Source organism: Gordonia polyisoprenivorans NBRC 16320 = JCM 10675, from assembly GCF_000241325.1.
Classification (GTDB): Bacteria; Actinomycetota; Actinomycetes; order Mycobacteriales; family Mycobacteriaceae; genus Gordonia; species Gordonia polyisoprenivorans.
Window position 1 is genome coordinate 70,167 of sequence record NZ_BAEI01000085.1, and the last position, 21,042, is coordinate 91,208.

General features: G+C 66.0%; 22 protein-coding genes. 9 read left to right on the forward strand and 13 right to left on the reverse strand.

Annotation, left to right across the window (positions count from 1 at the left end; translation table 11 throughout):
- Positions 1-156: 156 nt before the first annotated feature.
- The gene (locus tag GOPIP_RS23290; protein WP_006372289.1) at positions 157-603 is read right to left on the reverse strand and encodes an Lrp/AsnC family transcriptional regulator; all 447 of its coding nucleotides are present in this window, start codon (positions 601-603) and stop codon (positions 157-159) included.
- Between the two features lie 97 nt (positions 604-700).
- On the opposite strand from GOPIP_RS23290, the gene rocD reads away from it, so the two are divergent.
- Positions 701-2,815 carry an ornithine--oxo-acid transaminase gene (gene rocD / locus GOPIP_RS29760; RefSeq protein ID WP_081482557.1) on the forward strand — a complete coding sequence of 705 codons (2,115 nt, stop codon included), beginning with the start codon at positions 701-703 and terminating at the stop codon, positions 2,813-2,815.
- Here rocD and GOPIP_RS23300 read toward each other — a convergent pair whose 3' ends face one another.
- From GOPIP_RS23300 to GOPIP_RS23320, 5 genes are all read right to left on the reverse strand, one after another.
- The gene (locus GOPIP_RS23300) at positions 2,816-4,078 is read right to left on the reverse strand and encodes an RNA polymerase sigma factor (RefSeq protein ID WP_006372291.1); all 1,263 of its coding nucleotides are present in this window, start codon (positions 4,076-4,078) and stop codon (positions 2,816-2,818) included.
- Between the two features lie 8 nt (positions 4,079-4,086).
- Positions 4,087-4,488 carry a YciI family protein gene (locus GOPIP_RS23305; protein WP_244421207.1) on the reverse strand — a complete coding sequence of 134 codons (402 nt, stop codon included), beginning with the start codon at positions 4,486-4,488 and terminating at the stop codon, positions 4,087-4,089.
- A 132-nt stretch (positions 4,489-4,620) separates the two neighbouring features.
- Positions 4,621-7,170 carry a PEP/pyruvate-binding domain-containing protein gene (locus GOPIP_RS23310; protein ID WP_006372293.1) on the reverse strand — a complete coding sequence of 850 codons (2,550 nt, stop codon included), beginning with the start codon at positions 7,168-7,170 and terminating at the stop codon, positions 4,621-4,623.
- Positions 7,167-8,123, reverse strand: coding sequence for a DUF7064 domain-containing protein (locus GOPIP_RS23315; RefSeq protein WP_006372294.1), 957 nt, complete (start codon positions 8,121-8,123; stop codon positions 7,167-7,169). Before GOPIP_RS23315 ends, GOPIP_RS23310 begins: the two co-directional genes overlap by 4 nt.
- 63 nt (positions 8,124-8,186) lie before the next feature.
- Positions 8,187-8,783, reverse strand: coding sequence for a TetR/AcrR family transcriptional regulator (locus tag GOPIP_RS23320; RefSeq protein ID WP_006372295.1), 597 nt, complete (start codon positions 8,781-8,783; stop codon positions 8,187-8,189).
- A gap of 151 nt (positions 8,784-8,934) precedes the next feature.
- On the opposite strand from GOPIP_RS23320, the gene GOPIP_RS23325 reads away from it, so the two are divergent.
- Together GOPIP_RS23325 and GOPIP_RS23330 are read left to right on the forward strand one after the other, a co-directional pair.
- Entirely contained in the window at positions 8,935-9,558 is a 624-nt protein-coding gene (locus GOPIP_RS23325) for a histidine phosphatase family protein (protein WP_006372296.1), read from the forward strand.
- 32 nt (positions 9,559-9,590) lie between these two features.
- Positions 9,591-10,448 carry a patatin-like phospholipase family protein gene (locus GOPIP_RS23330; protein WP_006372297.1) on the forward strand — a complete coding sequence of 286 codons (858 nt, stop codon included), beginning with the start codon at positions 9,591-9,593 and terminating at the stop codon, positions 10,446-10,448.
- On the opposite strand, the gene GOPIP_RS23335 is transcribed toward GOPIP_RS23330, so the two are convergent.
- Positions 10,417-10,812 (reverse strand): DUF4345 domain-containing protein, encoded by a 396-nt coding sequence (locus GOPIP_RS23335; RefSeq protein ID WP_006372298.1) that lies wholly within the window; start codon positions 10,810-10,812, stop codon positions 10,417-10,419. The genes GOPIP_RS23330 and GOPIP_RS23335 overlap by 32 nt on opposite strands.
- Before the next feature lie 80 nt (positions 10,813-10,892).
- Here GOPIP_RS23335 and GOPIP_RS23340 point away from each other — a divergent pair, with 80 nt between their 5' ends.
- Positions 10,893-11,498: a TetR/AcrR family transcriptional regulator gene (locus tag GOPIP_RS23340; RefSeq protein ID WP_006372299.1), complete on the forward strand. Its 606-nt coding sequence runs from the start codon at positions 10,893-10,895 to the stop codon at positions 11,496-11,498.
- 9 nt (positions 11,499-11,507) lie between these two features.
- Here the strand turns inward: GOPIP_RS23340 and GOPIP_RS23345 are convergent, their stop codons facing one another.
- Genes GOPIP_RS23345 through mca form a run of 3 tightly spaced genes read right to left on the reverse strand, consistent with a single transcriptional unit; the run spans position 11,508 to position 14,777 of the window.
- Positions 11,508-13,544 (reverse strand): thioredoxin domain-containing protein, encoded by a 2,037-nt coding sequence (locus GOPIP_RS23345; RefSeq protein WP_006372300.1) that lies wholly within the window; start codon positions 13,542-13,544, stop codon positions 11,508-11,510.
- A 49-nt stretch (positions 13,545-13,593) separates the two neighbouring features.
- On the reverse strand, positions 13,594-13,914 hold the full coding sequence (locus GOPIP_RS23350; RefSeq protein WP_006372301.1) for a hypothetical protein: 321 nt from the start codon (positions 13,912-13,914) through the stop codon (positions 13,594-13,596).
- The gene (gene mca, locus GOPIP_RS23355; RefSeq protein WP_006372302.1) at positions 13,911-14,777 is read right to left on the reverse strand and encodes a mycothiol conjugate amidase Mca; all 867 of its coding nucleotides are present in this window, start codon (positions 14,775-14,777) and stop codon (positions 13,911-13,913) included. The genes GOPIP_RS23350 and mca overlap by 4 nt, the downstream gene beginning before the upstream one ends.
- A 162-nt stretch (positions 14,778-14,939) precedes the next feature.
- On the opposite strand from mca, the gene GOPIP_RS23360 reads away from it, so the two are divergent.
- The 4 genes from GOPIP_RS23360 to GOPIP_RS23375 all read left to right on the forward strand — a co-directional run bounded on the left by GOPIP_RS23360 (position 14,940) and on the right by GOPIP_RS23375 (position 17,825).
- Positions 14,940-15,428, forward strand: coding sequence for a DUF4307 domain-containing protein (locus GOPIP_RS23360; RefSeq protein WP_006372303.1), 489 nt, complete (start codon positions 14,940-14,942; stop codon positions 15,426-15,428).
- Complete coding sequence (locus GOPIP_RS23365; protein WP_006372304.1) at positions 15,425-16,177, forward strand: queuosine precursor transporter; 753 nt, start codon at positions 15,425-15,427, stop codon at positions 16,175-16,177. Before GOPIP_RS23360 ends, GOPIP_RS23365 begins: the two co-directional genes overlap by 4 nt.
- A 138-nt stretch (positions 16,178-16,315) precedes the next feature.
- Entirely contained in the window at positions 16,316-16,810 is a 495-nt protein-coding gene (gene greA, locus GOPIP_RS23370) for a transcription elongation factor GreA (RefSeq protein WP_006372305.1), read from the forward strand.
- Positions 16,811-16,925: 115 nt separating this feature from the next.
- Positions 16,926-17,825, forward strand: coding sequence for an SGNH/GDSL hydrolase family protein (locus GOPIP_RS23375; RefSeq protein ID WP_006372306.1), 900 nt, complete (start codon positions 16,926-16,928; stop codon positions 17,823-17,825).
- 24 nt (positions 17,826-17,849) lie between these two features.
- Here GOPIP_RS23375 and GOPIP_RS23380 read toward each other — a convergent pair whose 3' ends face one another.
- The 3 genes from GOPIP_RS23380 to GOPIP_RS23390 all read right to left on the reverse strand — a co-directional run bounded on the left by GOPIP_RS23380 (position 17,850) and on the right by GOPIP_RS23390 (position 20,413).
- Positions 17,850-18,707 carry a hypothetical protein gene (locus tag GOPIP_RS23380; RefSeq protein ID WP_006372307.1) on the reverse strand — a complete coding sequence of 286 codons (858 nt, stop codon included), beginning with the start codon at positions 18,705-18,707 and terminating at the stop codon, positions 17,850-17,852.
- A gap of 94 nt (positions 18,708-18,801) precedes the next feature.
- On the reverse strand, positions 18,802-19,515 hold the full coding sequence (locus GOPIP_RS23385) for a DUF4352 domain-containing protein (RefSeq protein ID WP_006372308.1): 714 nt from the start codon (positions 19,513-19,515) through the stop codon (positions 18,802-18,804).
- 124 nt (positions 19,516-19,639) lie between these two features.
- Positions 19,640-20,413 carry a hypothetical protein gene (locus GOPIP_RS23390; RefSeq protein ID WP_006372309.1) on the reverse strand — a complete coding sequence of 258 codons (774 nt, stop codon included), beginning with the start codon at positions 20,411-20,413 and terminating at the stop codon, positions 19,640-19,642.
- A gap of 274 nt (positions 20,414-20,687) precedes the next feature.
- On the opposite strand from GOPIP_RS23390, the gene GOPIP_RS23395 reads away from it, so the two are divergent.
- The gene (locus GOPIP_RS23395) at positions 20,688-20,990 is read left to right on the forward strand and encodes a hypothetical protein (protein ID WP_006372310.1); all 303 of its coding nucleotides are present in this window, start codon (positions 20,688-20,690) and stop codon (positions 20,988-20,990) included.
- Positions 20,991-21,042 lie beyond the last annotated feature (52 nt).

The window sequence follows — 21,042 nt, forward strand, 5'->3', positions numbered from 1 at the left end:
GCCCCCGTTACCGATTCCGCGCACCGACCTCCGCGACAAATCGGACGAACTTCCCAGTGGCACAACATTTGTCACCGTCGGAATCAACCTACACCGCCGGTCGGGCACGATGGGTACACCCCAAATGTGACCATCGGTTGATACCGGACACCTCGGTCAGGGATGGCCGCGATCGATGAGATGACTGAGCACGATGATCGATTCGGTGCGATCGACGCCACCGGCCTGCCGGATTCGTTCGAGCGCCTGCTCGAGGTGATGCACGTCGCGGGCCATGATCCGCAGGATCGCGTCGGCCTGCCCGGTGATGGTGGCCGCACTGACGACCTCCTGAATGGGTTCCCACGACTCCTTGAGGATCTCCGGCGAGATGTTGCCGCGGCAGAAGATCTGCACATAGGCCTCGGTGGTCCACTGCATCGCCGCCGGGTCGACCACCGTGGTGAATCCCTTGATCACGCCGTCGTCGACGAGGCGGTCGACTCGCCGCTTGACCGCCGGCGCCGAGAGCCCGACCTCATCACCGATCTGCGCATAGGTCGCGCGCGCATCCCGGGTGAGACACGCCAGCACCTTCTCGTCCAGTTCGTCGAGTCCACGCAACGTATCGATCCTTCCTCGACACCGACGCACGAAATCTTCATCATGTGCGCAATTTTCGTCGATTGATTGCAACGATGCGCGAGCTTACGCTCGATTCATGACGCTGACGACCCCCGATGTCTCTGTGCGCCCAGCCACCACCGGATTCCCGGCGAGGGTGGCGCGCACACGCTCCTATGCGATGACCCCGCCGACGCATTTCACCGTCACCTATGCGATCAATCCATGGATGAATCCGTCGGTCGGTGTTGATTCCGACCGCGCGATGGCGCAATGGGAATGCCTGCGCCGCACCTACGAAGCCCTCGGCCACACCGTCCACACGGTCGATGCGCAGCCGGGTCTGCCGGACATGGTCTATGCCGCCAACGGCGGCCTGGTCGTCGACGGCACAGCGATCGCGGCCCGCTTCACCTTCCCGGAACGGGCGGCCGAGGCCGGGCATTACGCACGGTGGTTCCGCACCGCGGGAATCCGTCAGGTCCACCAGACCACCGGGGTGCAGGAGGGCGAGGGCGACTTCCTCGTCGTCGGCGACCGCATCCTCGCAGGCACCGGCTTCCGCACCCACCCCGACACCCATGCCGAGATCGCCGCACTGACCGGTCTGCCGGTGATCACCCTCGACCTCGTCGACCCGCGCTTCTACCACCTCGACACCGCCCTGGGGGTGCTCGACGAGCGCACCATCGCCTACTACCCGCCGGCCTTCTCGGCGGCCTCTCGCCGCCTGCTCGCCGAACTCCATCCCGACGCCATCATCGCCACCGATGCCGACGCACAGGTCCTCGGACTGAACCTGGTCTCCGACGGCCGTCATGTCGTGATGACCGACGCCGCACCACATCTGGAGTCGCAGATCCGTCGTGCCGGATTCGAACCGATCACCCTCGATCTGTCCGAACTCCTCAAGGGTGGTGGCGGCATCAAATGCTGCACACTGGAATTGCGCCCGGCCGCCGACGCCGGGCAGTCCGCATCGGAGGCACTCATGACCGGACCGAACACCATCGGGGCACCCCGACATCTCGAATCGTCGCCCGAACCTCATGTGGCCCACAACTATTCACCGCTGCCGGTGGTCGCGGCCACCGCGGAGGGCGCGTGGATCACCGACGTCGACGGATACCGGTATCTCGATTGTCTCGGCGCTTACTCGGCAGTGAACTTCGGTCACCGCAATCCGGAGATCGTCGCGGCGGCAACCGAACAACTCCATCGTCTGACCTTGACCAGCCGCGCCTTCGGGTCCGATCAACTCGAACCGTTCTGCGCAGCGCTGGCGGCCCTGTGCGAGAAGGACCTCGTGCTGCCGATGAACACCGGCGCCGAGGCGGTGGAGTCCGCACTGAAGGTGGCCCGCAAGTGGGGCTACGACGTCAAGGGGGTTCCTGCGGGTGCCGCCGAGATCATCGTCGCCGGCGGCAACTTCCACGGGCGAACCATTAGCATCATCAGCTTCAGCGACGACGACTCCGCACGCGACGGATTCGGTCCGTACACACCGGGTTTCGTGCGGGTCCCGTTCGGCGATGTGGACGCGATGGCCGCGGCGATCACCGACCACACCGTCGCCGTGCTCGTCGAGCCGATCCAGGGCGAGGCCGGCATCATCGTGCCGCCCGAGGGCTACCTGCCCGCCGTGCGCCGGTTGTGCACCGATCATGACGTCCTGATGATCGCCGACGAGATCCAATCCGGGCTCGGCCGCACCGGAAAGACCTTCGCATGTCAACACTGGGACGTCGTCCCCGACGTCTACACCCTGGGCAAAGCGCTCGGTGGCGGCGTACTCCCGGTGTCGGCGGTCGTCGCCGACGCCGACGTGCTCGGGGTCCTGCATCCCGGTGAGCACGGGTCGACATTCGGCGGAAACCCGTTGGCGGCAGCGGTCGGTCACACCGTGGTGCGCATGCTCGCCGACGGGACCTGGCAGGCGCGCGCCGCGGACCTCGGTGAGCACCTGCATGCACGGCTGCGCGAGTTCGTGGGCCACGGCGTCCTCGCGGTGCGTGGCAAGGGTTTATGGGCGGGCCTCGACATCGACCCGCAGCTCGGAACCGGCAAGGAGATCTGCCTACGGCTCGCGCAGTGGGGTGTGCTCGCCAAGGACACCCACTCCTCGACGATCCGGTTCGCGCCGCCGCTGGTGATCACCCACGACGAGATCGACTGGATGATCGAACGATTCGCCCTCGCACTATGCGGTTGATCACCACTCGATCCCCCGCACCTGCTCCAGTCGCCGCTCCAGGTGCCGTCGCTCTGCCGGGTTGCGTACGAATTCCAGTGCTCGAGAGAAGGATTCGACGGACTCCTCTCGCCGATCGAGCTTGTCGAACTGTTCGGCGCGGGCCGCATGCCACAGATGGTGGGTGTCGAGCCCGTCGATACGATCGAGGGCGGCCAGTCCGGCCTCCGGTCCCTCGTGCATCGCGAGAGCGATCGCACTGTTCAACGCGACGAACCGGCCGGGGGTCAACCGTTCGAGTATCCGGTAGATCTCGACGATGACACCCCAGTCGGTGTCGGCGCTGCCGGCGGCTCGTGCATGGATGCCGGCGATCAGCGCCTGCAAGCGGTAGGGCCCCACACCCGGGCGCGCCACCGCCTCCCGGAGATGGTGTTGCGCCCGACCGATCATCCCGGTGTCCCAACGGGTCCGGTCCTGGCAATCCAGAGTGACGAGACGACCGCCGTCGTCGGTGCGTGCTGCCGCCCTGGAATGCTGGAACAGCTCGAGTGCGAGCAGCCCGGCAACTTCTCCGTCGTCGGGCAGCAGCATCGCCAACGTCTCGGTCAGCCGTATCGCCTCCGCGGCGAGGTCGACGCGGACCAATGCCGGGGCATCGACCGCGGAGGCGAGATAGCCCTCGTTGAAGATCAGATAGAGAACCCCGAGGAGCGCGGCGACCCGATCGTCGAGATCGGTGGGTACCCGCAGCGGTATGCGGGCCTGGCGGATCTTGCGTTTGGCCCGCACGATACGTTGCGCCAGAGTCGCTTCGGTGACACCGAAGGCTGCGGCGATCTCGGCCGTGGTCAATCCACCGACCAGCCGAAGCGTCAACGCCGTCTGCGCCGAGAGGTCCAGTGCGGGATGGCAACACAGGAACATGAGGCGAAGCCGCTCGTCGGGAACGGCGCTCTCGTCGACGATCGGCTCCGGGCTCGAGGGGCCGATCTCATCCGCGGCCACGAGATCTCGCGCCGCCGACGCCAGCCGTCGCCGATCGGCGGCGCGCCTGCGCAGCGCGTCGACCATCGCGTTGCGGGCCACGGTGTGGATCCATGCGGTCGGGTTGTCGGGGATTCCGGTGCGGCGCCACGCCCCGATCGCCTTGAGCAACGCCTCCTGGACGCAGTCGTCGGCGAGGTCGACGTCGTCGTACCGGGCGGCGAGGAGAGCGAGCAGGCGCCCGCTCTCCTCACGCGCCACGCGGGTCACCGCGACCCCGACCGGATCGTCGGTCACGACAGCGGCTATCCCGTCGTAGCCGCGTCGCCGACCGGGGTGGGGGTTCCGTCGGGGCCCGGGACCAGCAGGATCGGGCGGATCTCGACAACGCCGAACGGGACCGGAATCCTGCCGGCCCATTCCAGCGCCGCGTCGAGGTCGTCGACCTCGATCCGGTAGTACCCGGCGAGTTGTTCCTTGGACTCGGTGTACGGACCGTCGGTCACCGTGGGCTTCTCCCCCAGGGTCAGACGCAGCGTCGTCGCCGACGCGCTGGGCTGCAGACTTCCCCCGTCGCATAGCACCCCGGCTGCGGCCAGCGCCCTCCCGTAGGTCGCGAACGCCTGCCGCATCTCGTCGAAACCGGGCTCGCCGGGTGCGGGTCGCGGAACGCTCTCGTCGGTGGTGATCGCCAGAAGATACTGCATGTCGATTCCTCTCATCGGGTGCGATCCGACGACGTTCGCCGGATCCATGATCGCATCCGAGCGGCGCGATCACCCCTATGACGAAATGGAACGCGCACCTCGACACCTCGAGCGGAGATTGTTTTGCCGGTGTCAGTGAAGGGCGTCGAGAACTTCGGCGTGTGCAATCCGGACGGCGCCTGCACCGCCATCGACGTCGACGAGAGTTCCGTCACCGAGAAGCGACACCGCATCGGCCACGCCGGTGACCGTGGGGATGCCGTATTCGCGCGCCAGGATCGCTCCGTGGCTCAGTACCCCTCCGGTCTCGGTGATGAGTCCGCCCAACAGTGGGAACACCGAGGTCCAGGCGGGATCGATGTTCTTGGCCACCAGGATGTCGCCGGGTTGCACCGCCTCCAGCCCCGAGATGTCGTCCACGCACCGGGTGTGTCCTCGTGCCTGGCCCCGGGATGCGCCGATGCCCGTGATGTCACCGTCGTCCGTGCCGGCAGCCCGATCGCCGTCGGCGATCTCGCCTTCGGTCTCGATGTCGTCGAAGAGGTAGGTGGCGGGCATGCGATTGCGAAAGGTCAGGTGGTTCTGACGTCGCTTGCATATCTCGTCGCGATTCACCGGTGTCCGCAGGTCCGGCCACGGGCTCACGCAGGACCAGAACTCCGGCGCGGTCAGATAGTAGACGTCGTCGAGGGCCTCGAGTATCCCCGCGTCGACCAGTCTCCGTGCCTTCTCGGCGACCAGCGCGCGGGCGTGGGCGATGAGGTAGTCGAGGTGATACCGCTGGTTCTCGCGGTAGACGGTGAACTCCTGCGTCCGCTTGATGACGATCTGCAGAACAGCCCGTCGAATGCGGCCGAGCGGGCCTCGCGCAGCGCGTCCCAGTGCCGCGTCGGTGGCCTTGACGCGGGTTGCCGCGGCCATGGTCTCGCCGGTGCCTGCGCTGCGGGCGCCGCCGCGAACCTGCGCGCGGACAAGGCCGAGTACGACGTCGGGTTCTTCGCTCCACCGGGCAGCAGCGATGTCGCGGCTCGCGGCGCGGTGTCCGTGCCGCGCGAGGAAGGCATCCAGCTCGGTCCACACGGTCGCGTCCGGTTCGGCCGCTCGCAATCGATCCCAGTTCTCGCACTCGCGGAATCGGGCCGCGAACGGTTCATCGGCGCGCACCGCACGAGCCAGGTCGCAGATCTCGGAGTTGATCTCCGCCGTGCGGGTTCCCGGCAGTCCGCCGATCACGCTGCGGTAGAGCTCGCCGTCGTCGTCGCACCACTGCCGGAGCAGATCGGCGAGAACCTGATGCAGCAAGGTGTTGTGCAGGCCCATACCCCACCGGATGATCCGGAAGTGTTCGAGCCCAAAGGTTTCCAGCTCATCGAACTGTCGTCGCCACTCCTCGTCACCGAGTGCTGCATAGTCCTGCCCCAATTTGGGTGCGATACGGTCCTCGATCCGGCGGCAATGGGCCCGCATCGCCTCCAGATTGGCGCGCTGCCCGCCGCGGTTGGGGTCACGGCGCAGCGACCGCGCCATCTCCCATGTCAGTCGCGGATTCCACGGTTCCTGCTCGATCCGCGACATCCACAGTGGGGTGAACCATGCACCGAAGATGGTGTCGCGTCTGCCTTTCGGCAGGGCACGCGCCATACTGGCCGCGTAGGTTCCGTCCATGTACATGTACCCGTTGAAGAACTTGAACGGCTCACGGACCGCCAGATCACCGCGTCTCTGCAGCCGCGGGAGTTCGACGAACATCGGGATGTCCATCCACGCGCCCATCACCGCCGACGACATGGGCAGCGAGTATTCGGATTTGTACTCGTCGCCCCATCGTCTCGACCACACGTTGTCCGGGTCGGCGCTCGGCAGCGAGGTGATGGGACGATCCTGCAGGACGTACACCGATCCGTCACAGATCGCCCATTCGATGTCCCGGGCGGGCCCGATGGTGCTCCCCACCTGACGAGCGGTGGCGTGCAGTGCCGCGAGGTCCGTGTCGTCGAGACATGCCACCTCCGCGCGTTCCGGTGGCACCGGCCGGTCGAGAAGTGCTCCGTCATACACGGTTTCGATCTTCTTGTGGGCGACGCGTTGCTCTCGCACCGATCCGGTGACTCGGTCGAGCACCACGTGGTCGGGATCCACCTTTCCCGACACGATCGACTCGCCCAGACCCCAGGATGCGTCGATGACGATGTCGTGAGCGAAGGGTCGGTGCGGATTGGCCGTCAGCATCACCCCCGAGCATCGCGGTTCGAGCATCCGTTGCAGCACGATCGCAATGCCTCCGGCGCCATCGATGTCGCGGCCCTCGCGATACACCGCGGCGCGGGCGGCACCATGTGCACGCCAGCACTGCGCAACCGCCGCTTCGAGTTCGGCCAGTCCGTCGACGCCCAGAACGGTCTCGTACACGCCCGCGAAGGACGCGCCGTCGAGGTCCTCGGCGACAGCTGAGGACCGCACGGCCCAACGCGCGTCGGGATACTCCGCATGCACCTGGGTCCACCAGCGTTCCAGTTCGTGAGCACACCGCTGCTGCAGATCGTCGTTCAGCGATACCTCGGCCGGGATCACCCAGGCCTCGGGCACGGTCAGTCCGGCTCGCAGCAGCCGCACCAATCCGAGTGCCTTGCCCCCGATCTCGGCGATGTCTGCCGCGAGAGCGGGTTCGAGTCGCAGGATCATCGCAGTCGCCCTTTCAGCGCAGCACCGACCATGGGCATCAGGTCGGGAACCCGGCGCGCGATCTGTCGGCGGTCGGCATGCCAAGCGTGTTCGAGAACACCGTGCCCGTGGCGGTGGACTCCGTCGACGACCGTCTCGAATCGGGCGTACGTCTCCTGGAGGAACAGCCCCTTCTTCACCAGTGGCACCTGTGCGATCGCCGTGGCGGTGATCGCATACGTGGTGCCGCATTCGTCACGAAGGAAGATGCGCGCGGACTCCGGCACCTGCGGCACCCGCCCAAAGGTGTAGTCGACGTCGATTGCGGTCACCGCTCTGTTCTCACCGTCACGGAACACGAACCCGGCGGGGTCATCGCTACCCGCGAGCAATGCCAGGGTCGCGTTGAAGGCAAAGTCGGGACCGAATTGTGCTGTCAGCCATTCCCATCCGGTGATCGACGCCCAGTCGCGCACACCCCACGACTTGTCTCGATGACCCAGGGCCTCGACGCGGCGCGTCTGTCCGCCGATCCTGATGGTGCCCTCGACGGTGCCGACCTGCTCGAAGTGATGGGCTCCGTCGGTGGCGTCGCGCAGGGCGGTGAAGTCGTGCGGCGGACCCACCGCGGTCCACGTCAGCGCGACCTCGGTGCGACCCGTCAACTCGATACGCCACCGTTGGAACGGCTCACGCATGGTGTAGGTGAGCCTACCCACGGCCAGACCGCGTTCGACCGGTACCGACCGCTCCTCGGCGGTGACGGCGATACCGACACCGGGATAGACGTATTCGAGTTGTCCGTCGCGGATCAGGATGAGCAGCGCGTCAGCTTTCCCGTCGGCCGGGTTCAGACCGATGCGCGTCAGCCCGAACGACCGACCGTCGACGTCGGACCAGTTGAAGTAGAAACTCTCCTGCCACGACCGCTGGTCGGTGGGAGGGTGCATGTGCTCGTCGGCAACTGTGATCACGGAAAGATCCATTCATGAGAGTGACGCCCAACACACTCTCACCATTAATTGACACTTGTCAATCTAAGGCTGGCGCAGCCCGTCGATCACCACGTCGACCGCCAGCAACGCCACGTCTCTGCTGCGCAGCGACTCGCGGCCCCGGATCTCCGCGGTGGCACTCGCCAGGCCGCCGATCCCCCACGTGGTCAGGAAGAAATAGACCGCCTCGACCGCGCCGGCACGAACGACTTTCGCGCTCTGCAGGTCCTCGAGCAGCGCCGCGGTGAGCTCCCGGGTCGGGGTGATGTATCGCTCGAGCATGTAGTCGAATCTCGGGCCCGGACGTGCCGATTCCTGTTGGATGATCCGCGCCAGCGCGGGATGGTCCAGAGTTGCCAAGGCGTACTTGCGCATTCCGATCCGCAGCAGTTCCAGCGGGTCGTCATCGGATTCGTCGGATTCGATGGTCAAGTCCGTGAAGAGCTGCGCGAAACCGTGATCGACGGCCGCGTACCAGGCCGCCTCCTTCGACTGGTATCGACTGTGAATGAGGTTGTGGCTGATACCGAGGTGCCGGCACAGAGCGCGTACGCTCGCCCCCTCGAAACCGAGATCGGCGAATGCGCGCAACAGGTTGTCGAGGAGATCGGCCTCACCGATGACCAGGGGACGGGGCATCGGCCCAGTATAGGAAGCAATACCCCGGTACCGATTCCTCCTTGACGGCCCGCCGGTGTCGGGACGTGTCACGGCAAATCAACCATCGTCGAGACCCTCCACCGGCCCGGATGTGCCCTCACCGCGAGACCCGGCGACTACGCTGAATTGGGTGTCCACCAATCGCACCCGCCGCCGTGTTCTGCTCATCCGCCATGGACAGACCGAATGGTCGCTGTCCGATCAGCACACCGGTCGCACCGACATCGACCTGACCGCAAAAGGCGAGCAGGATGCCGCTGCACTGAAGGGCATCACCGAGCGCATCGGTCTGCACCAGCCGTTCGTGTTCGCCTCTCCCCGACGCCGCGCCCAGCGGACCGCCGAACTCGCCGGCCTCACCGTCGATGAGACCAACGAGTTGTTCGCGGAGTGGGATTACGGCGACTACGAGGGATTGACCCGGGTGCAGATCCAGGCGGATCACGATCCGACGTGGGCGATCTGGACCCACGGCGCACCCGGTGGCGAATCGGTCGCGGACATGACCAGACGAGTCGACGCCGCCGTCGATCGCGTCGAAAGTCAGCTCGGTGCAAGCGATGTGGTGGTCGTGTCGCATGGGCATTTCTCGCGGTCGTTCATCTGCCGATTCCTGCGATGGCCCATCAGCCAAGGCGCCGACATCGACCTGCGGCCCGCGGGTTCGGCCCTGCTCGCCGAGGCGGGCGGCGATCGCCGATTGTCCGAATTGCGTGGGCCCGTGGGCGAATGGGCGAAACCCACCTCGATCTGACAAGTCCGGAGGGATCTGAGAGGAGACCGGTGATGGCGACAGCAATCGTGCTCGGCGGTGGCGGTCTGGTCGGTATCGGCTGGATGACCGGTGTACTCGCGGCATTGGAGGAGGCCGGTGCGCTGCGCCTCGGAGACGCCGCAGCAGTGATCGGCACGTCCGCGGGATCGGCCGTCGGTACCGCCATTCTTCAATCAGGCTCGGCTGCCGACCAATTCGACATCATGGTGCGCGCGTCTCGACGCAATGACGAACTGACACCCGAGGGCGACGTCGCCTCGGCGCTCGAGGCATTCTTCGAGGTGGCGTCGTCCGGCGCACCGCGCGCCGAGCGGGCCCGGCGATTCGTCGAACTGTCACACACTCACGCCGGCACGGAGCCGGGCCGCCGTCGGGCCGCGGTCCGCGGTCGCTACACCTCCGAGATCTGGCCGGAGAACCTGCAGATCACCGCACTGCGCGAGGATGGCGAGCTGACGGTCTTCACCGCTGAGGAGCGCGCGGTGCCCGACGGAGCGCGATCCGTCGCGGGCGACGACCTGACCGATGCGGTGACCGCGAGTTGCGCCGTCCCGGGGATCTGGCCGACCGTCACCATCGGCGGCGCCGAATACATCGACGGCGGATCGTTCTCACCCACCAACGCCCACCTGGCCGCCGGATTCGACGAGGTCATCGTCATCGCGCCGATGCTCGACGATCCCGATACCGTCACCCCACAGGTCGCGACGGTCCTGTGCGCGGCGCGCGTGATCACCCCCTCGCAACGTTCGGCCGCCGGATTCGGAACCAATCCCCTTGATCCCGACATCCGTGGTGTGGCAGCGGTTCTCGGTTACGACGACGGCGTCCTCGCACTCACGTCATCGGAGTGGTCGGCGTCGGCGTGACCGCACGCAAGAGCAGGTGATTCACAATCGGGATGACCAGCTCGATCGGCGTCATGAGCATGTAGAACCAGCTCGGCGCGCCACTGGTCGCCCAAGCCAGTAGCCGGGCGAGGCCACCGAGGAAGAACAGAAGTCCGAGCAGATCGACGACGCGTGCTCGGCCGACCAGATCTCCTGCCGCCCAGAGAAATCCGATGCCGTACGCCGCGAAGAGAACGTTGAAGAACCGCAGATCGGAGTCCATCGTGGCATTGACGGTCCCACCACCGATATAGGTTGTTTGCCCGAACAGCAAGTGCGCCAACGCGATACCGAGTACGACAAGACCGAAGACCACGAGCCAGATCCGGAAAACCGTGAGCATGGCGACCTCTATTTCACGTATGTGTAATAGCTAGACGATAGATCGCCGGACCTGCTGTCCGCAAGACTTAGGATGGAGCAATGTCCAGCCGACGTCGGATGTCTCCGGAGCAGCGCCGAGAGGCGCTCCTCGATACCGGCGAGGAACTCTTCGGATCCTCCGGTCGGTTCGAAGACCTTTCGATGGACGACATCGCCACCGCGGCGGGCGTCACGCGCCGATTGTTGTATCACTACTTCCCGACCAAGGCCCATTTTTTCGGTGCCGTATGGCAACGCGCCCACAGCAGACTGCGCGAGAACACAGCCACCGCACCCGCCGACACGGTGCGCGACCGCATCGCCACGGCACTCGATACGTACTTGACCTTCTACGCCGACAATCTGGCTTTGGTACTCATCGCCAATCGCAGTTCGGTATCGGCCGATCCGGCGGTACGCGGTCCCATCGATCGCGACATGGAGTCACTCTGGAACACGATGCTCGACGCGGCCGGAAGCGACGGCCACGCACGCGATCTGGCCGAGGTGGGATTCGCCGGGTGGATTGCCTTCGTTCGAGCCAGCACCATCGCGTCCCTGCTGGACAACAAGATCTCACCCCAGGAGAACCGCGACCTCTGCATGGCCGCGCTCGATTCCACCGTCGGAACGCACGTCGACCTCACCACGCAGCCTCGGAGCTGAATGGCCGGGTCACCCCAGCGCAGCCCGCAGCGCCTGCCCGTCGGTGACCGGGAGATCACACACCGTACCTCTGCACACATAGGCGGCATCGACATCCCCGACGGGCCCGCGGTCTTCCAGTAACGGCAGCGAATCTCGTTGACCGGCAACGATGATCGATCCGCCAGGCGCGACCGTCCGCGCGAGGCCGGCGAGTGCCCCGGCGCTGCTCGCTGTCTCGGACACGGCGATCTGCAGTGGCCCGGCGACGCGTGCCTGTGTCACCGCAAGCCACTGGCCGGCCGAGCGCGGAAGTTTCGCCAACAGCACCGCACCCCGGCCGAGAGTGGCGTCGAGGAGCTCCGCGTAGCGCGCGGCGGGAGCGGTGTCGGCCAGAGCCGACGCGGCGAGCAGGGCCTCGGCCAGCAGTGAGGCACCCGCGGGAGTGGCCCCGTCGATCGGGTCGCGGGGTCGTGCGATCAGGTCCGTACCCGCGGCGTCGTACCAGCTTCCCGGCTCGTCGGCATCGGCGAAGATCTCGATCGTGGTGTCCAGGAGTTCCAGCGCCTGATCACGATGGGAGATCTCACCGGTCACCTGGTGCAGGGTCAGCAGCGCGGTGACCAACGCTGCGTGATCATCAAGTGCGGCAACAGGATCGCCGACGATGCCACCGAGTGAGGCCCGGCGCAGTCGACCGTCTCGGACGTGCTCGGCGAGCAGCGTCGCGGCAACCTCGCGTGCGAGGTCGGTCCATTCCGGATGACCGAGCCCCGCGCCGGCCTCCGCCAGGGCGGTGACGGCGATCGCGTTCCAGCCGGTGACCACCTTGTCGTCGCGGGCCGGTTGTGGCCGCTCGGCACGCGCGGCCAGCAAACGCCGGCGCACGTCGTCGAATCGCTCTCGGACGGCAGGGGTGTCGAATCCGTCGGGGTCGAGCCGGAACTGCAACGTCGACGTACCGTGCTCGAAGGTGCCCGACGCGGTCACACCGAAAAGTTCTGCAGCCCACTGGCCGTCGGCATCGCCGAGCACCTCGGTCAGCTGTATCGGCGTCCACACGTAGGTCGATCCTTCGACGCCGGCGGCGTCGGCATCGAGTGCGGACGCGAAGCCCCCGGGCACCCGCAAGTCCCGTCGTAGGAACTCCACGATCTCACCGGTGACGCGGGTGGCCAGGGGATCGCCGGTGATCCGGGCCAGATGCGCGTACACCCGCAACAACTGCGCGTTGTCGTAGAGCATCTTCTCGAAATGCGGCACAACCCAGTCGTTGTCGACCGCGTAGCGGGCGAACCCGCCGGCGAGCTGGTCGTGAATACCGCCGCGCGCCATGGCATCACACGTGCGGCGGGCCGCGTCGAGCGCCTCGGGCGTTCCGGTGTATTCGGTGTGCCGCAGCAACGCTTCGAGCAACGCCGACGGCGGGAACTTCGGCGCTCCGCCGAATCCGCCGGACTCCCGGTCCTCGTCACCGAGGACCGTGTTCACCGCGTGCGCGAGGAGCCGGTCGTCGACCTCGAGCGCCCCGGCCGGTAACGCCGCGGCATTGGCGTGCAGATGATCTCGGACCTTGCGCCCGACATCGGAGACCTCGTCGCGCCGCTGCGTCCACGCCTCGGTGATGGCGGTGAGGAGTTGCCGAAACGATGGCATGCCGTTGCGCGGCGAGTCCGGAAAGTACGTGCCGCAATAGAACGGCTCCCCGCCGGGCGTGAGAAAGCAGGTCATCGGCCAACCACCCTGCCCGGTCATCGCGACGGTGGCGTTCATGTAGATCGCGTCGATGTCGGGCCGCTCTTCACGGTCGACCTTGATACACACGAACTCGGCGTTCATCTGTGCGGCGGTCGCCTCGTCCTCGAACGATTCGTGCGCCATCACATGACACCAGTGGCATGCGGCGTACCCGACCGACAACAGGACCGGGACATCACGACGGGCAGCCTCGGCGAGCGCGCCGTCACCCCATTCCCGCCAATGCACGGGGTTGTCGGCGTGCTGACGGAGATAGGGGCTGGTCGCCGCGCCGAGCTCATTGCGCGCTGCGCTGGACTCACTGGTCATCGGTGTCCTCGCATCCGGTGCTCGGGTGTCCGACGATCCACCTGCCGGGTCAGGTGTCGGCCGGCTTCCTCGCCGTACCCGCGTCACCGATGGCGTTCACGTCGCCCAGCGACTGCGGCGTCGTGGGGCCAGCCGAATCGGTGCCCTCGTCGAAGGCCTGATCGGCTTCGGGGTGCTCGGTGTCGAAGGTCTTGGGCAGCTTGCGCAGTTGCCGGTTCATCGACCAGATGAGCAGGGCCGTGCAGATCAGCAGCAGGATGATGATCAGCAGACCCAGCGGTGAGGCCTTGCCGAACTCGGGCCCCTGGGGCTGCTGGTCGGCGGCCAGGAGCACGCTGTGCACCCCGGCGGCGATCGAAACAGAAGTCATCGGGATACCTCGCTGTTCGCCTCGACCCCGGCGAACAGATCGCTCTCGGGAATCGAGGTGGTCACCCGGGTCTGCGCCAGCTCGAACTCCTCGGTCGGCCACAGACGCTGCTGCCACTCGAGCGGGACGGCGAAGAACATCCCGTTCGGGTCGATCTGGGTGGCGTGCGCGCGCAACGCGTCGTCACGCTGGGGAAAGTACTTGCCGCACTCGACCTGGGTGGTCACCCGCGCCATCAGGTCGCCGCGGCTGGAATCCCACTTGCTCAGCCATTCCTTGAACGGGCTCTCCTGTCCGTGGCGTTCGAACTCGTCGGAAAACAGGATCATCCGGTCCCGGATGAAGCCGTGGGTGTAGTACAGCTTCGAGACGGTCCACGGTTCACCGGTCCCGGGGTAGGCGTCGGGGTCACCGGCGGACTCGAACGCGGCGACCGACACCTTGTGGCACATGATGTGGTCGGGATGGGGGTATCCGCCGCGCTCGTCGTAGGTGATCATCACGTGCGGCCGGAACTCGCGGACGAGCTTCACGAGCGCTTCGGTGGGCACCTCGAGCGGCAGGGTGGCGAACGACCCCTCCGGCAATGGCGGCGGCGGATCGCCCTCGGGTAGCCCGGAGTCGACGAAGCCGAGCCACCGCTGCTGCACACCGAGCGCCGCGGCGGCCTTGGCCATCTCTTCCTTGCGAACCTCGCTCATCCGCTCCTTGACGCCCGGGCGATCCATCGCCGGGTTGAGGATGTCACCGCGCTCACCACCGGTCAGCGTCACGATCAGAACGTCGTTGCCCTCCGCGGCGTATTTCGCCGACGTCGCCGCGCCCTTGCTGGATTCGTCGTCGGGGTGGGCATGCACCGCCATCAATCGGAATCCACCACCCGACGACGTCGTGACAACCCCGGTCGGCGTCGACGCGCCGGCACCCTGGGTCGACGATGTCGACGGGTGGGATTCGGCGGTGTGGGTCTCGCGCACGGTTCCTCGCCTTCGGGTCGGTACTTCTCTCATGGTAGGTATTGACCCGTGAACAGTTCAGACGGGGGCACGCCACCGGGCTCCGACCTGCAGGATCGCCCGCAGAGCGGCCCGCGGGCGACCTATCCCGTCGCACAATCGGCGTCGAGCCGTCGACTGTGGTTCATCGCACTGTCGGTGCTCGTCGTGGTCGTCGGCGTCATCCTCGCGGTCATCGGCTACCACAAATTCGCCGATCCGGACGTCTCCGGTCAGGCCACCGGATACGACATCCTCAACTCGTCGACCGTGGCGGTGCAGTTCACCGTGAACCGGGCCGACCCGTCACAGCCGGTCGCCTGTGTCATCCGCGCCCGCTCCAAGGACGGGTCGGAGACCGGACGCCGCGAGGTCCTGATCGGCCCCGGACAAGTGCAAGAAGGACACCGGGTCGAGGTGAAGACCTCCGAGCCACCGGTGATCGGTGAGGTGTTCGGCTGCTCGACCAGCGTGCCCGCCTATCTCACCGCTCCGCCGTCGGCAGGATCGGCCGGATGACCGCGACCGACACGCGTACCAACCGCGCGGTCTTCGCGACCGTGACGAGCCACCATCTACCGATGCTGACCGCGCTGTTCGTCGGGGTCATGCTCATCAGCAACATCACCGGCACCAAAGGTGTGCTGCTGTTCGACCAGTGGTTGCATCTCGATCTCGGCCCCTTTCACCTCAACGGCTTGGTCACCGACGGCGCTTTCTATCTGTTCCCCCTCGCCTATGTGCTCGGCGACGTCATCAGCGAGGTGTACGGCTTCAAAACCATGCGTCGGGTGATTCTCGCCGGATTCGTCGTCCTGCTCATCGCCTCCGCGTGCTTCTGGCTGACCATTCACCTTCCGGCGGCCCCGTTCTATTCCAATCAGGAATCGTTCAAAGCCGTCGCCGGGGTGGTACCACAGTTCTTGTTGGCCGGACTACTCGGATATCTCGCCGGCGAATTCCTCAATTCCTTTGTCCTGGTGAAGATGAAGGAACGAGCCGGAGAGCGACGACTGTGGGCGCGGCTGCTCGGCTCGACCGTCGTCGGCGAATTCGCCGACACCCTCGTGTTCTGTTCGGTCGCCGCCTCGGCGCTGGGCATCTCGACCTGGGGTGACTTCTGGAACTACACGATCGTCGGATTCTTGTGGAAGACGTTGGTCGAAATCATCATCATGCCCATCACATATCTGGTGTGCGCGTGGCTGAAAAAGGCCGAGCCCTCTTATGTGGCAGCTCTCGCGGAGGCACGCGCGACCCCGTCGTGATGTGCGTTCGATCTCATTCGCTGGTACCCTAGGCGGATACACGGCTCCGCAAGGGGTCGTGTTGCTGCATTTAGAGCAGTCCACATGCCCATCGTGAAGACATCGCGACAGGGCGCGGACAACACAAAGGAGTGACCGATGACCGACACCCAGGTGACCTGGCTGACCCAGGAGTCCTACGACCGCCTCAAGGGCGAGCTGGATTCCCTGATCGCCAACCGTCCGGTCATTGCTGCGGAGATCAACGAGCGTCGTGAAGAGGGTGACCTCAAGGAGAACGGCGGCTACCACGCTGCCCGCGAAGAGCAGGGCCAGCAGGAAGCGCGTATCCGCCAGCTGCAGGAACTCCTGAACAACGCCAAGGTCGGCGAGGCACCCACCCAGTCGGGTGTTGCGCTGCCCGGATCGGTCGTGACCGTCTACTACGACGGTGACGAGAACGACACCGAAACCTTCCTGATCGCCACCCGCGAGGAAGGCGCTCAGGGCGGGAAGCTGGAGACCTACTCCCCCAGCTCACCACTGGGCGCTGCGCTGATCGACACCAAGGTCGGCGAAACCCGCGAATACACCGTCCCCAGCGGAGCGACGGTGAAGGTGACGCTGGTCAAGGCCGAGCCCTACCACAGCTGACCGGTTCATCCCGAGATCTGCGATCGCGGCCGTCCTCACCGGACGGCCGCGATCGTCGTCTCCGGGTGCGCTGATCGGGCCACGTGGCGAACGAGAACGTGTTACAACATTCGGCGTGAACCTGCATGCACGCGCACGCAGGGTCGGGGGCCTCATCGCATCCGCCGTCGTCGCGGCCGCGTTGATGGGCGCCGGACCTGCCCTCGCCACCCCTGGACCGACCTCTGCGCCGACCACCTCTGCGCTGACCTACGTGAATCTCGGCGACAGTTATTCGGCCGGTTCCGGTGTCGTGCCGACGGCACCGGGCACCCTCGAGCAATGCGCACAATCGGCCGACAACTACTCCCACCTCATCGCGCAGCGGTTCGGCTATCACCTCACCGACGTCAGTTGCGGCGGCGCGACCACCGACGATTTCTTCGGGGTGCAATACCCGGGCCTTCATCCACAACTCGACGCCCTCGGCCCCGGCACCGACCTGGTCACCTTCATGATCGGCGGCAACGACGGAATGGTCTTCGCCGGGACCGTGGGCAAGTGCCTCGCAGCCGCCGCGACCACCCTGGGCCGCGGCTCACCGTGTAAGGACACCTACGGCGACACCATCGCGAATGAGATTCGGACACAAACCTTTCCGAAGCTGGTGAATGCCATGAGAGCGATACGCAGCAAGGCACCGCACGCTCGCATCGCGGTGATCAGCTATCCGTGGATCATGCCGGCGACCTACGAGCCCTGTCCCGCGTTCCCGGTCGCCGCAGGCGATGTCGCCTACACCTACGACATCCAGGCAACGCTCAACGACGCGATTCGACGCTCGGCCACCGAGACCGGTGTGACCTTCGTCGACGCCACCACCCCGTCGGTCGGCCACGACAGTTGCAAGCCGGTCGGGACCCGCTGGATCGAACCGATCCTGACCACCCAGCAAATCGTTCCGGTCCATCCGAATGCGTTGGGCGAGCGGGAGTTGGCCTCGATCGCTACCGCTGCGCTGGGTCTGGGGCGCTGAGGGCCACACCACCCGGATTGCCGCTCACGTAGCACGCACCATGGTCAGGGCCGCCCCAGGTGCGCCGACGTCCGTTCGCACCGCACCGTCGTGCATGGCATGCGCGAGTATGACGGCGAGTTCGACGACCGGTGACAGGTTTGCGGCGACCGAATGATGCTGCTGGAGCAGAACATCGATCACTGTCGTCTCGGTGAGGATCGACGATTTCCATCCCATACCCCGCAGTGGTTGCAGCGCAGTACTCCGGGTGAGCGGGCGCAGGACCACCATCGGCGCCATGTCGTCGGCATGCGCGGCCCACGCACCGATCGCCTTGGGATGCCAGAGCAATCCGTCGACAGTCACCTCGGGCATGACCGGGGTACCCGGCCCGAGGTCCTCATGCATGCGCGCCGGCGGCCGCTCGAACAGCAACAACCCACTCGGCCCGAGTGAAGCGAGGATTCGGGTGTCGCGCATATCGATTCCGGGCACACCCAGTTCCGTCATCACGGTATCGGGCACCCAGACCGGGCCGAACCCGGCCACCGCCTCGCTGACGGCCTCGGTGGTGAGCATGCTGCGATACACGGTCACATACATGTCGGCGTGTTCAAACGATCGGGCGTCGAGTTCGCGAAACGCGTCGGTGTCCTGCCGGCCGTTGGCCTTCATCGCGTCGAGCACCCGATCATAGTGTTCGAGGCGCTTCTCGATGTGTGCGAGATGGTGCGGCCATTCGGTCAGGAGAGTGCGGTAGGCCTGCACGAGACGGGAGTACACCGTCGGCGCCCAACCCGGGCCCCACGGCGAGATCTCCTGACCATCAGTCGCTTTCGCCTGCGCGAACTCGTCCTCGAGATGCTTGCGTCGGCACGGGGCAGGCGTCGCACGGTTCACATTCGCGGGGAACCTTCCCTCGTGCCGACACCCTCCGGTGTCCGCACACCCATTGCGGGCGGTGCGGACACCGGTACGTCGCGGCTTCCTCGGGTCAGCCCAGGGTGACCTTCGCGCCACCGGAGAACATCGAATCGTGCAACTCGATGGCGGTGGGCACCGCGTCCTTGGGCATGTCGAAGACCACCTTGGCGATCACGGTGTTGCCGGGATTGATGTTGTCCCACACCGGGATATCGGAGCCGCCCAGAGCAATCTGCGCACTCGTGCTCGGCTCGAATTCGCGCCCTTGCGCGTCGAGGAGCTTCTGATCCGACGGGCTGAATCCGTAGGCCTTGTCGGAGATGTTCTTGACGGTCATCGTGACGACCACGAACTGCCCTTGCGCCTGCTCGGTGAGATACGGGTTGTCGCCGACGCTGGCGAGCCCCTTCTCGACACCGGTCACGACGAACTCGAATTTGCCGTCCCGCACCGGGGTGTTGAGCCCGGCCGCCTGCTCCCCACCGCCGTTCGCGGGCGCATTCTGCGCGGATCCGTTCTGCGACCCGCTCGGAGACGAATCATCGGAGCCGCCACTCGTCGCCACAGCGATGATGATGATCAGCACCACGATGGCGCCGAGAATCCACGGCCACTTGCGCTTCTTCTTGGGAGGCGCCGGAATCGGTTGCGGCGGAACCCCATAACCGGTCTGGCCGTACTGGGGTGCACCGTATTCGGGCGACCCGTACTGGGGTGCTCCGTACTGGGGTGCTCCGTACTGGGGCCCGGCATTCTGGGCATTCGGATCCTGGGGAGTGGTCACGTCGATCTCCTTTGACTTGGTGCGGTAACCGGTCGGTACCGCCTCCCGACTCACTCAACATAGAGGGTCCGACAATTCCGACGAATCTGTCATTCGACCGGATGACGCATGCGTCCCGGGCCCGTCATGCGGCCTTCGCAGTCACCTGCACCATCCGTCCCCCGTTGATCTCGACGAGACCGACGGTGTTGTTCTGCAACGCCTTTCCGACTCGACACAACATCTCGATCAACGGTCGCGCCCCATCGGGTACGTCGAAAGTGCTTCCGATCGGCACGCGCACACCGGTCACCTCGATCAGGGTCGACGACGCCCAATTCTCAAGCCGCGGCGAATGTGCGCCACTCCGACGAGCCAACGCCACCACCTCCAGGACCTCGTCGACCTCCCCTTCGTCGACACCGTCGTCGACCATCCCGTCGTCCTCGGGTTCGGCCGTCCACCACAGCACCGCGTCGACATCGACGTCCGGTGTCTGCGGACAGTCGCATTCATAGATCTCGCCGGCCTTGACGAAGGGTTTCGCGAACACCATCAGCCCTTTCGGAAGCAGACCGGCCAATCCGAAGGTGTTCTGACCGGCGATATCGGTCACCGCCGACGCCACCGTCAGCGCCGACGTCGGTAACCAGATCGGCGCAAGGCCCGAAAGTGCCTCGCTCGCATCGACGCAGCGATTCGCCACCTCGTCCGCCATGCGATACATCGACAACTGAGCTCGCACTTCACCGAGCAGCCAGTCGTAGTCCTCGTCACCGGTCTCGCAACCCAGGCCGGCCAGCTCGTGGTATCGGGCGTTCAATGCTCGCAGACGTGGCTCCAAGTCTTCGGTCACCGCAGCGCAGTCACGCAGGGTCCGGTCATAGGCGTCGGAAAGCTCATCGCGGAATACGACCATCCGTTCGGGTGACCACCGCGCCTGGAGCGATCGCGACGACGACCGGTTGGCGCGCCGCGCGTGCGACGGGGTGTGAGGAGCTCTGCGATGGCGTTTGCGTTTTCCCATGGCCGAGGAGGCTAGGCGCATTTCGGGCATTCGCCGCGAAGCTGTCCACAACCAGTGCGATGGGTCACAGACGATCCACAGGTTGGTCGCAGACCGCCGACAACCTGCGGGTTCACAGTGGTTCTATCGCGTTCACCACAACTCGCGAACGGAGAGACCGATGAGAATGCACAAGCCCGCACCCGAGGTGCCGATGATCGTCCTCACCGACGATCGGGCCGTCCACGCCTACGCCGACACGCTGTTCGACGCGGGGATGCCGCTCGCCGTCGTCAGCAGCACCTACTCCGACGTCGTGCCCTACATGCTCGGCAACAACGGCCACACCGTGGCACTCGTCGCCGATGTCGACGACCCCGAGCAACTCGCCGGCGCCATCGTGACGGTCGAACGCCGCCTCGGCCCGGTCGGTGCGGTCGTCCGCTACGCCACCGACCTTCCGGCAACCTCGGTGTCCTCAGCCGCCTGACCTGCAGAGATAGTCGCACTGTCAGTCGCCGACACCACGCGTAAGCCGACGT

Bases quoted from the DNA above. Each gene is read 5' to 3' on its own strand.
- rocD (WP_081482557.1), top strand. From the start codon at position 701: ATGACGCTGACGACCCCCGATGTCTCTGTGCGCCCAGCCACCACCGGA.
- GOPIP_RS23305 (WP_244421207.1), bottom strand. From the start codon at position 4,488: ATGCAGTATCTTCTGGCGATCACCACCGACGAGAGCGTTCCGCGACCC.
- GOPIP_RS23310 (WP_006372293.1), bottom strand. From the start codon at position 7,170: ATGATCCTGCGACTCGAACCCGCTCTCGCGGCAGACATCGCCGAGATC.
- GOPIP_RS23320 (WP_006372295.1), bottom strand. From the start codon at position 8,783: ATGCCCCGTCCCCTGGTCATCGGTGAGGCCGATCTCCTCGACAACCTG.
- GOPIP_RS23330 (WP_006372297.1), top strand. From the start codon at position 9,591: ATGGCGACAGCAATCGTGCTCGGCGGTGGCGGTCTGGTCGGTATCGGC.
- GOPIP_RS23335 (WP_006372298.1), bottom strand. From the start codon at position 10,812: ATGCTCACGGTTTTCCGGATCTGGCTCGTGGTCTTCGGTCTTGTCGTA.
- GOPIP_RS23340 (WP_006372299.1), top strand. From the start codon at position 10,893: ATGTCCAGCCGACGTCGGATGTCTCCGGAGCAGCGCCGAGAGGCGCTC.
- GOPIP_RS23345 (WP_006372300.1), bottom strand. From the start codon at position 13,544: ATGACCAGTGAGTCCAGCGCAGCGCGCAATGAGCTCGGCGCGGCGACC.
- GOPIP_RS23350 (WP_006372301.1), bottom strand. From the start codon at position 13,914: ATGACTTCTGTTTCGATCGCCGCCGGGGTGCACAGCGTGCTCCTGGCC.
- mca (WP_006372302.1), bottom strand. From the start codon at position 14,777: ATGGCGGTGCATGCCCACCCCGACGACGAATCCAGCAAGGGCGCGGCG.
- GOPIP_RS23365 (WP_006372304.1), top strand. From the start codon at position 15,425: ATGACCGCGACCGACACGCGTACCAACCGCGCGGTCTTCGCGACCGTG.
- greA (WP_006372305.1), top strand. From the start codon at position 16,316: ATGACCGACACCCAGGTGACCTGGCTGACCCAGGAGTCCTACGACCGC.
- GOPIP_RS23390 (WP_006372309.1), bottom strand. From the start codon at position 20,413: ATGGTCGTATTCCGCGATGAGCTTTCCGACGCCTATGACCGGACCCTG.
- GOPIP_RS23395 (WP_006372310.1), top strand. From the start codon at position 20,688: ATGCACAAGCCCGCACCCGAGGTGCCGATGATCGTCCTCACCGACGAT.